General features: G+C 66.6%; 9 protein-coding genes. 1 reads left to right on the top strand and 8 read right to left on the bottom strand.

Annotation, left to right across the window (positions count from 1 at the left end; translation table 11 throughout):
• The 6 genes from WAW17_RS33440 to WAW17_RS33415 form a co-directional block, all read right to left on the bottom strand.
• Window positions 1-882: NAD(P)-dependent oxidoreductase (locus WAW17_RS33440; RefSeq protein WP_422337120.1), on the bottom strand; the 882-nt coding region annotated here is incomplete at its 3' end.
• Window positions 879-1,355 (bottom strand): carboxymuconolactone decarboxylase family protein, encoded by a 477-nt coding sequence (locus WAW17_RS33435; protein WP_422337119.1) that lies wholly within the window; start codon window positions 1,353-1,355, stop codon window positions 879-881. The genes WAW17_RS33435 and WAW17_RS33440, both read right to left, overlap by 4 nt.
• Window positions 1,352-2,785: an aldehyde dehydrogenase family protein gene (locus tag WAW17_RS33430; protein ID WP_422337118.1), complete on the bottom strand. Its 1,434-nt coding sequence runs from the start codon at window positions 2,783-2,785 to the stop codon at window positions 1,352-1,354. Before WAW17_RS33430 ends, WAW17_RS33435 begins: the two co-directional genes overlap by 4 nt.
• Before the next feature lie 23 nt (window positions 2,786-2,808).
• Window positions 2,809-3,849 (bottom strand): aldo/keto reductase, encoded by a 1,041-nt coding sequence (locus tag WAW17_RS33425; protein WP_422337117.1) that lies wholly within the window; start codon window positions 3,847-3,849, stop codon window positions 2,809-2,811.
• Window positions 3,842-5,251, bottom strand: a complete 1,410-nt coding sequence (locus WAW17_RS33420) for an acyl-CoA reductase (protein ID WP_422337116.1) — start codon at window positions 5,249-5,251, stop codon at window positions 3,842-3,844. Before WAW17_RS33420 ends, WAW17_RS33425 begins: the two co-directional genes overlap by 8 nt.
• Window positions 5,252-5,258: 7 nt before the next feature.
• The gene (locus tag WAW17_RS33415; protein WP_422337115.1) at window positions 5,259-6,554 is read right to left on the bottom strand and encodes a hypothetical protein; all 1,296 of its coding nucleotides are present in this window, start codon (window positions 6,552-6,554) and stop codon (window positions 5,259-5,261) included.
• Window positions 6,555-6,683: 129 nt separating this feature from the next.
• On the opposite strand from WAW17_RS33415, the gene WAW17_RS33410 reads away from it, so the two are divergent.
• Window positions 6,684-7,346 carry a TetR/AcrR family transcriptional regulator gene (locus WAW17_RS33410; protein ID WP_422337114.1) on the top strand — a complete coding sequence of 221 codons (663 nt, stop codon included), beginning with the start codon at window positions 6,684-6,686 and terminating at the stop codon, window positions 7,344-7,346.
• A 13-nt stretch (window positions 7,347-7,359) separates the two neighbouring features.
• On the opposite strand, the gene WAW17_RS33405 is transcribed toward WAW17_RS33410, so the two are convergent.
• Window positions 7,360-8,199, bottom strand: coding sequence for an SDR family oxidoreductase (locus WAW17_RS33405; RefSeq protein ID WP_422337113.1), 840 nt, complete (start codon window positions 8,197-8,199; stop codon window positions 7,360-7,362).
• Window positions 8,196-8,657 carry a VOC family protein gene (locus WAW17_RS33400; protein ID WP_422337112.1) on the bottom strand — a complete coding sequence of 154 codons (462 nt, stop codon included), beginning with the start codon at window positions 8,655-8,657 and terminating at the stop codon, window positions 8,196-8,198. The genes WAW17_RS33405 and WAW17_RS33400 overlap by 4 nt, the downstream gene beginning before the upstream one ends.
• Window positions 8,658-8,772: the final 115 nt, after the last annotated feature.

Here is an 8,772-nt window from a genome sequence, read left to right as displayed (position 1 = left end):
CGGTGCGAGGTCGTCGACCGCCGCTTCCCACAGATCTCCCAGCACGGAGCCGAGAACAAGCGAAACATCCTGCTGCCGCGCGAGATCGAGGGCGATACCGATATCCTTCCGCATCAGTTGCGCGGCGAATCCCGAATCGAATGTGCGTGAGAGGACGAACTTCTCGTACTTCGTCTCGGTCGCCTGATTCCGGCCGCTGCCCGCGTTGATCACGGCCAGCAGGGTCGCAGGCTCGATCCCGAACTTGCGACCGACCAGCAGGGCCTCTGCCGCCGCGACCAGCCCGTTGGCGGCGAGCAGATTGTTGAGCGCCTTCGCGGCATGTCCCGAACCGGCGGGGCCGACGTGGATGATCTCGCGGCCGGTGGCGCGGAGCAGAGGCAGGACGGCGTCGATCACGTGCCCGTCGCCACCGGCCATCACCGCGAGGTCGCCTTGCAGTGCTCGCGCGACCCCGCCGCTGACCGGGGCATCGACGACGTGAATTCCCCTGCCCCCAGCAATTTTCGCGAGAGCCTGCGTTCGTGCGGGGACACTCGATCCCATGTCCACGATGATGCTTCCGGGGCGCAGATGTGACAGCAGACCACCATCGGCCAGGACCACCGCATCGACGATGTCACTGGTAGGCAAGGAGAGCACGACCACGTCGCAGGCAGCGAAATCTGCGGGGCCGTCGGCACCGACCGCGGTCGAATGATCGGCCAGAAACCGTTCTTGTGCCGCCGCGTCGGCGTCCCGAATGGTCAGGGGTTGGCCGGCGCCGACGAAGTTTCGTGCAATGGGGCCACCCATCGCGCCGAGCCCGATCTGCCCCACCTTCCTGCCTGGCAGCGGTCCCGCACCGAGTTCTTTTGTGGTGACTTCCCTGTCGGTGCTCACTCGCCCTCCTTCGGAGTCGTGCCGTCCTTCGGATTCAGGGGCCCGAGTTCCGCGGTCAAGGTCTCCTGCACCACCCGCATCGCGGCGACGCCGGCCGGACATCCGACGTACGCGGTCGCGTGCATCACCACTTCCGAGATCTCCTCTCGCGTCAACCCGTTACCGAGGCCGGCGCGCACATGGACAGCGAGTTCCTGGTGCTGGCCGAGCGCCATCAGAATTCCGAGAGTGACAAGGGATCGACTGCGGCGATCGAGCCCAGGCCGGGTCCACACCCCGCCCCACACGAACTCGCTGAGATACTGCTGCAGCGCTTCACCGTCGGTACCTGCATTGCGAGTCGTTGCGGCGTGGACGTACTCCGCGCCGAGCACCTCCTGACGAACCGCGAGGCCCGCCTCGAACAGGGCGCGGTGAGCCGCGTCGAGCGATTCGGTATCGGCGGGTCTGTCTGTCACGAGTTTTTCTGTCATCGAGAATCCTTGTCGAGTTCGATGGTGACGCACTTGACCTGGCTGTAGTGGTGGAGCGCCTCGACGCCCTTCTCCCGGCCGAAGCCGCTGTTCTTCCATCCCCCGAAGGGTGTCTGCACCGACCCGGTGGACCACGTGTTGACGAACACCTGACCGACCCGCAGTCGATCGCTGACGCGCAGCGCGCGAGAGACGTCCCTCGTCCACACTCCCGCGACGAGACCGTAATCGGAGTCGTCGGCAAGGGTCACCGCTTCCGACTCGGTATCGAACGGGATCACGACGACCACCGGACCGAAGATCTCCTCCTGGGCGATCCGCGCAGAGTTGCCGACACCGGTATACACCGTGGGATCGACGTAGAAACCGCCGGTCTCTTCCGCGAGTCGCGAGACGGTTCCACCTGTCGCCGGTTGCGCGCCTTCGGATTCCGCGATCTTGAAGTACTCCTGCACACGATCGAATTGATCCCGGGTGATGAGCGGTCCGATGTCTCGGCCCACTCGCACGGCGGTGGCGGCGTCCACGAGCCTGCTCACCACTTCCTCGTGGATCGACCGATGGACCAGCAGGCGGGTACCGGCGGAGCACACCTGCCCGGCATTCGCCGTGAACGCGAGAAGCGAACCGGCAACAGCCGCGTCGAGATCGGCATCCGCGAAAATGATGTTCGCCGACTTCCCACCCAGTTCCAGCGTGACCGGGATGATCCGCTCGGCGGCGATCCTGCCGATCATCCGCCCGGTCTGCACGGACCCGGTGAACGCGATCTTGGCCACGGCCGGGTGGTCGACCAACGCCGCTCCGGCGTGCCGGCCGCTGCCGAGGACCACGTTGAGCGCCCCTGGCGGGAAGCCGACCTCCGATGCCAGCTGCGCCAAACGCACCGTCGACGACGACGTGTTCTCGGACGGCTTGATCACCACGGTGTTACCCGCGGCCAGGGCGGGCGCGCATGCCCGCGCGGCCTGGTTGAGCGGGACGTTCCACGGCGTGATCACACCGATGACGCCGAACGGTTCGCGGCGTGTGTACACGTGCTGGTCCGGCGCCACATCCAACGTGTCGCCGACGGGCAATCCCACAAGACCGCCGTAGAAGTCGAAGTACGTCGCCGAGTTCTCGACCTCGGCAAGCGCCACGGGCTCCGGCTTCCCCGTCTCGCTGATCTCCAGAGCCGCCAACGCCGCGGCTTCGGCGCGCATGGCCCGCGCGAGCCCGGTGAACAGCCGACCTCGCGTGAGAGCGGGAATCAGTCGCCACGCCGAGGCCGATTCCGCGGCCGACTCGACGGCGGAATCGACATCGGCCGGGTTGCCACTCGCGATGTGTCGCGTGATGCGTCCGGTCGCCGGGTCGGTCACCGGGAGATAGGCGGACCCGGCCGGCGGAGCCGATGCTCCGCCGATCCAGTGATCGAGCTTGTCCATCGTTTCGTCCCGTCCTTCTCGATTCATGTGGCCGCCACCCGGACCCCATTGTCCGGTCGGCTTCGAACTGTCCCGCGCAGCACAGTGGGCGAGAGCATGCCCTGCCGATCGTGCAAAAAGTCGTGCGGGTAGCCGAGCCTGACGCGCGTTGCGGACTCGAGCCGCTCCCACTGGGTGTCGTCGAGCCTGACGTTCAGCGCGCCGAGGTTGTCGCGCATCTGCGCCACGGTGCGCGCGCCGATCGACGGCACGAGTCCTTGCCGCATCACCCACGCGAGGGCGACCCGCGCAGGCGTCGTCCCGAGTTCGTCCGCGATCTCCCTCGCGACGTCGAACGCGCGCTGCGCGGACGGCGAGAGCCGCTCGACACCACCGGGAAGTTTTCCCGCCAGCAGACCTCGTGCGAGTGGGCTCCACGCGCACATCGCGAGGTCGAGCGCACGGGCCATGGGCAGGAGCTCACGATCGGGAGTCCGCGCGACAAGCGAGTACTCCACCTGCACGGCACAGAACGCGGTCCAGCCCCGCAACTCGGCGACGACCTGTGAACGCGAGATCACCCACGCCGGCGTGTTGGTCACGCCGATGGCGAGCACCTTGCCCGCGCGCACCAGATCGTCGAGCGCCCTCAGTGTCTCCTCGGCCGGCGTGTCCCGGTCCCAGGCGTGCACCCACAGCAGGTCCACGTAGTCGGTGCCGAGGCGGCGCAGGCTCGTCTCGATGCTGCGCCGCAGGCTCTTACGGTGATTCCCACCGGAGTTGGGGTCGTTGTCGTCGGTCGGCAGTGTGTATTTCGTGCTCAGCACCACGGCGTCGCGCTCCGACGCCACCAGCCGGCCGACGATCGACTCGCTCGAGCCGTTGGTGTAGTTGTTGGCGGTGTCGACGAAGTTGCCGCCGGCTTCGCGGTACGCGTCGTAGATCTCACGGCACACCGACTCCTCCGCGCCGAAGCCCCACTCGGTACCGAAGGTCATGGCCCCCAGGCACAATTCGCTGACGCGCAGGCCGGAGCGGCCCAGCACGCGCAGCGGCATGCCCGGCCCGTCCACCGTGTCAGGCATCGTCGTCCACCACCCAGTTGACGAACCGGTGCAGCGGATACATTCCGTCGTGCGGTCCGCCCATGCTGCCCCTGAGGGCGCTGCCGAGTTTCACCACGCGCTGCACGCCGGCGGTGGCGAGGTGGTCGCGGATCTCCGCCTTGCGATGCGCCGGATACACGCCGACCGTCTGCGTCGCCACCGTGGCGTAGGAGGCGGCCTCCCGCATCGACGCGATCGGAATGACGTTGACCGTCTTGTTCGTCGGATGGAAGTCGACCATCTCCGGCGAGCGCACCACGAGACCGCTGCCGTCGAACTTGCCGAAGATCCGGTAGTCCGGCTCGAGGAAACGCATTCCCTCGACAGCGTCACGGATCTCGGCATCGGGCTTGGGCCCGATCGCCGTCGCGAAGTCGCGGTCCACTCCGAGTCGCTCCTGAAGCAGGCCGCAGAAGCGATCGACCTGATCGAGGTCGCCCTCGACGCAGATATGCCGGGCCGCGAGGCAGGCGTCCTGGTTGAAGATCGTCGCATCGGCCGCCGCGAGTTCGGCGACCTCCCGCAGTGTCTCGTCGGATTCGAACGCCTCGCGGCCGATGATGGCCATCGAGACCTTCGGGTCGAACGAGATCAGCTGGAATCCCGGGCCGGCATACTTGGCGGCGTTCTCGATTGCGGCGCCGCCGCCCCAGGCCACAAGCTTGTCGAAGTACTGCGAGCGGTAGAGGATGTTCTCGACCTTCTCGTCACCGCCGCGCCAGTAGACGGCGGACATCGACCGCAGTACCGGATGATCCGGGGCGATGTCTGCCATCGTGCGCAGGACGGCGACCGTCGTGAACGGATCCGCCGACGGCATCTTGAAGAGGTTGACTCCCTTGGTGAGCGCGGCGTCGGCGATCGTGGTCATGGCCGCGCTCGGCGAGTTGCCGGCCATCATGTGGACCAGGCGCGGCGGGAAGGCGCGAATTCTGCTGACGCTCCCGTTCGGGTCGGTGCGTTCGACCCAGCCGTCGAGGACGTCGGTGCCGCCGAAGGTGCGCTCGAGACGGTATTCGAGGGCTTGCTTCGTCAGGAACTGCCCCGGCCGGGCGAAGGTGTTCTCGATGATCCGGCGCGGCAGCGCACTTACCTGCAGGGTCATCTCGAGCGATTCCTGGAGGTACTCGTTCTTCTCCAGGGTGAGGTACTTCGCGGTCTCGACCAGGAAGTCGATGATCTCGGAGATCGGGACGTCGAAGGCCGGTCCGACCTCGGATCGCGGAGCGAACAAACCGTTGTACTCGAGGCGCGGCGTCACGAACGGCACGCCGAAGTCACGCGAGAGATACTCGCTCTCCTCGCCCCAGATCAGCTTGCCCCGGACGAAGTGCGGAACCCGGATCTTGGGGCCGGCGGGTGCGGATGTCGTGGTGGTCATGGGTATCTCAGTCCTCGATGAATCCGCGGACGTACGCATCCATCGTTCCGGCGCAGGTGATCTTGTCGTCGCTGCCGAGATCGGAGTACCGGGCGATGTCGGGTAGGACGGTATCGCCGGGACGCCCGCACGGGCACGCACCCTGGTCGACGGTGATGCGGTCACCCGAGATGGTTCCACCCCACCGGCCGTCCACAGTCGTGTCGAAGAACGCGGCGCGCCCCTCGACCGTGCCGTCGACCACCGGCGCCGGCTTCTCGCCCTGCTTGTCGAGCACGAACAGGACGATTTCGTCCGGCACGTGATAGCGCCCCTCGAGGCACTTGGGAAGCCGAATGTTCAACTCCTGCATCGAGTAGTAATGCAGAAATCGGGCCGGGGTGACGTTGAGCATCCGGAAGATCTGGTCCTGATAGTCGGCAGGCAGCGACGTACCTTTCAGGCCGCCACCGCAGGTAAGTGTGTTGACACCCGTGATGTCGCCGTCCGACGCACCCTTCTCACGGAGAATCTCACACAGCCGATACAGCTGCGTGAACTGGGCATTGAAGAAGATCGGCTCGGTTCGTCGGGCGAGGATGTGATCGGCCCAGTGATGTAGTCGCCGTTCCTGCTCGGCCTGCCGCACCGCGCCTTCCGCCTCGAAGGCGGCCACCTCGTCCGGTGCGGCAGTGCCGTCTGTCATCGCCCGGCGCATCGCCTGCAGCCGGGCCATGTAGCGGTGGTGTCCGACGGTGGGTGTGCCCTCGAACAACGGGATGCCATCGGGCCGGCGGTAGTTGTCGATGATCAGGTCGCGCATCGCGACGTGCGCGCTCTGGCCGGTATCGGGGCCGACGGGGATGACATGCCACGTCCGCTCGGGCGGCAGGCCCATCCCGGACAGACTGTCGAGCATATTCTGCATGTTCGCATCACGATCGAGCCTGGACTTGCTGAGGAAGGAACTCTTCCCGCTCGTTCCGCTCGAGCTCGACACAAGGTGCCCCTCGGCCTCCAGCGCTTCGATCCAGCCGTCGACGTCGGTGACGCCCGAGACGTCCACATCGGTCACCCGGTGGGTCGACACCGAGTCCAGCCACCGGTTCATCTGCCTCCATTGCCCTTTGGCGATCAGCGATTCCGGGTAACTCTTGTAGGTCGTGTGCGGGAAGAGCAACGGGATCATGTCTTCGCGGGATCTAATCTCCGTGATGCCCTCCGCCTCGGCGCGTTGGGCCAGCAACGGCACCTGCTTCCGCCGATCCTGGAAGATCTCGTCGAGCATCTCGACGACGCTGCGCTGCTTGGTCGTTCCTGACATTGTGCCTCCGGGCCGATGAATGTCGCGGACAAAACTTTACCGACGGTCAAGTTGATTGAAACTTTACTGGCGGTCTAGTTTTTTGTCCAGACCCGAATACGCATCCACGCGACTGGCAGACTGAGGAACATGACCTCGCCGAAGCCCAGCCGAAGCGCAGAAGCACCCCGGCCTCACCGCGGCGGCCGCCCCACCCGTGAACAGGCCGGCCGACTCGATGGCAGCGTCCGCGAGTCCGCGCTCGCACTTTTCCTCGAGCACGGCTACGAAGGCACCTCGATGAATGCCATCGCCGCGGCGGCAGGTACCACCAAGCCCTCCCTCTACGCCCGCTTCCCGACCAAGGAGGCCGTGTTCCGGTCCGTACTCGAGTGGGCGGTTCAGCGCACCGACTGGCCGATGCCCGAACCGTCCACACCGGATCAGGACGACCTGGAAGGGTGCCTGACCGCAATCGCCACTGCCGCCCTGAACCGCGCGCTCGAACCCTCGATGATCAGACTCGAGCAGATCGCGATTGCCCATGCTTCGCACTACCCCGAACTGGCCCGTCGGACGTTCGGCACCGGATTCTGGCCGCGCAAACAACTGGTGATCGACCTGTTGAACCGGCACGCAGCCACCGGCGCGATCGTTGCCGAAGACCCGGACACGCTCGCCGAACACTTCCTGGGAATGGCTTCGGTCGCGCCGGCGCGTCTCGCTTCGTTCGGCATCGTGCGCGACGCCGCCGATCGGGAACGCCACATTCGCTCCGCGGTAGAACTGTTCCTGCGGTCCCTCCGGCCTTGATGGGACGTGCCGGTCAACTCGCGGACGGTACCCGCCCGCTCACCGCGGCGACCACACCTCCATCGACGAGAATATCTGTGCCGGTGACGAATCCGGCATCATCCGACAGCAGGAAGGCAACGACCGAGGCGAGTTCCTGGGCGCGCCCCGTGCGGCCCAGCGGCGTCTGCTGCACGAGCGCATCCATCTGGGGGTGGCTCGCCGCTTCCTGCTGCCCCTGCGGCGTGTCGATGATTCCCGGCGAGACCGAACAGATGCGGGCACCCACCGGTCCGAGTCGCACCGCCTCCTGCCGGACGAATCTCTGGACGCCGTGTTTGGCCCAGGCGTAGGCCACACCGGTGTCCTCGACGGACGGCCCGGCCGCCTCGCGAACCCGGTCCAGGAACCGTTCGTCGAGCGGGTCGTCCAACGCCGCGGCGAGAGCAGGTTCCGGTTCGGCGGGTCCGAATCTCGCCGCCATCGAGGCGAAACACACCAGTGCGGTCCCGGCCGTGGCGAGCGGGCGGAGTGCCTGCGCCAGCATCGCGGTCCCGACGAGATCGACAGCGAAGATCCGGCGCCAGTCCGCCATGGTGGGCGAAATGCCCGCGGCGTGCGCCACCGAGCGCAGCGTGCCGAGCTCGGACACGCGATCGGCGAGCCGTGCGAGTCCGCCGCCGTCGGTGATATCGAGTACGAAGGGTTCGACCACCGCACCGCCACCTCCCGCCGACAGGTTCTCGGTAGCCGCCGCCAGGGTGATCTCGTCCCGATCCACCAGCAACAGCCTGTCCACCGAGTTCGAAAGCCGCTGCGCGCAAGCGAAACCCATGCCGCGCCCGGCGCCGGTCACAATCCCTACGGTCGTCATGATGTTCCGTCCCCTTCCGGACCCGCCCAGCACCGCTGCAGCCCGGGCTGCGCCGTCCGGCTCACGAGTTCGATCCGGAGCCCGGTCGCGGCGCTGCGGTGGAACGTGAAGAACGGGCGCCCGTCGGGGCCGACCCGTGTCGCCTCGGTCACGTAGCCGCTCTGCGCGAGCTCGTCGGAGTCCGCCCCGACATCGTCGGACCAGTAGCCGAGGTGATGGACCCCCGCCGCGGATTCCCACATGGTTCCCGAAACACTCCGAACCACTTCCACCCGGGGTGAGGTGATCGAATAGGCGCACCTCAGATCGACGACGGAGCCGCCGGTCGGGAGCATCACCTCGATCGGCCCACCGACCTCGCTCCCCCACTCGTAGCCGAACAGTGATCCGAGCTCGGCCCGCGCCGCCTCCGGGTCGTCGGCGACGATCCCGAGATGGAACAGATCCTCAGCCCTCACGGCCGACCTCGCCGGCATCCGAGGTAGTGCTCGCCAGCGAACGCTTCTCAAGACCGAGAATTCGATGTATAAACATGAGAACGATATTCTCATATCGACGAAGGAGGCGCAATGG

It is taken from the genome of Rhodococcus sp. (in: high G+C Gram-positive bacteria) (assembly GCF_049286785.1).
In the GTDB taxonomy this organism is placed as follows: Bacteria; Actinomycetota; Actinomycetes; order Mycobacteriales; family Mycobacteriaceae; genus Rhodococcus_F.
The sequence above is the reverse complement of the archived record's forward strand: the minus strand, read 5'-3'. Positions and strand labels throughout refer to the sequence as shown.

Excerpts from the sequence above, each read along its gene's own strand:
- WAW17_RS33410 (WP_422337114.1), top strand. The coding sequence starts at position 6,684 with ATGACCTCGCCGAAGCCCAGCCGAAGCGCAGAAGCACCCCGGCCTCAC.
- WAW17_RS33435 (WP_422337119.1), bottom strand. The coding sequence starts at position 1,355 with ATGACAGAAAAACTCGTGACAGACAGACCCGCCGATACCGAATCGCTC.
- WAW17_RS33420 (WP_422337116.1), bottom strand. The coding sequence starts at position 5,251 with ATGACCACCACGACATCCGCACCCGCCGGCCCCAAGATCCGGGTTCCG.
- WAW17_RS33425 (WP_422337117.1), bottom strand. The coding sequence starts at position 3,849 with ATGCCTGACACGGTGGACGGGCCGGGCATGCCGCTGCGCGTGCTGGGC.
- WAW17_RS33415 (WP_422337115.1), bottom strand. The coding sequence starts at position 6,554 with ATGTCAGGAACGACCAAGCAGCGCAGCGTCGTCGAGATGCTCGACGAG.
- WAW17_RS33430 (WP_422337118.1), bottom strand. The coding sequence starts at position 2,785 with ATGGACAAGCTCGATCACTGGATCGGCGGAGCATCGGCTCCGCCGGCC.
- WAW17_RS33405 (WP_422337113.1), bottom strand. The coding sequence starts at position 8,199 with ATGACGACCGTAGGGATTGTGACCGGCGCCGGGCGCGGCATGGGTTTC.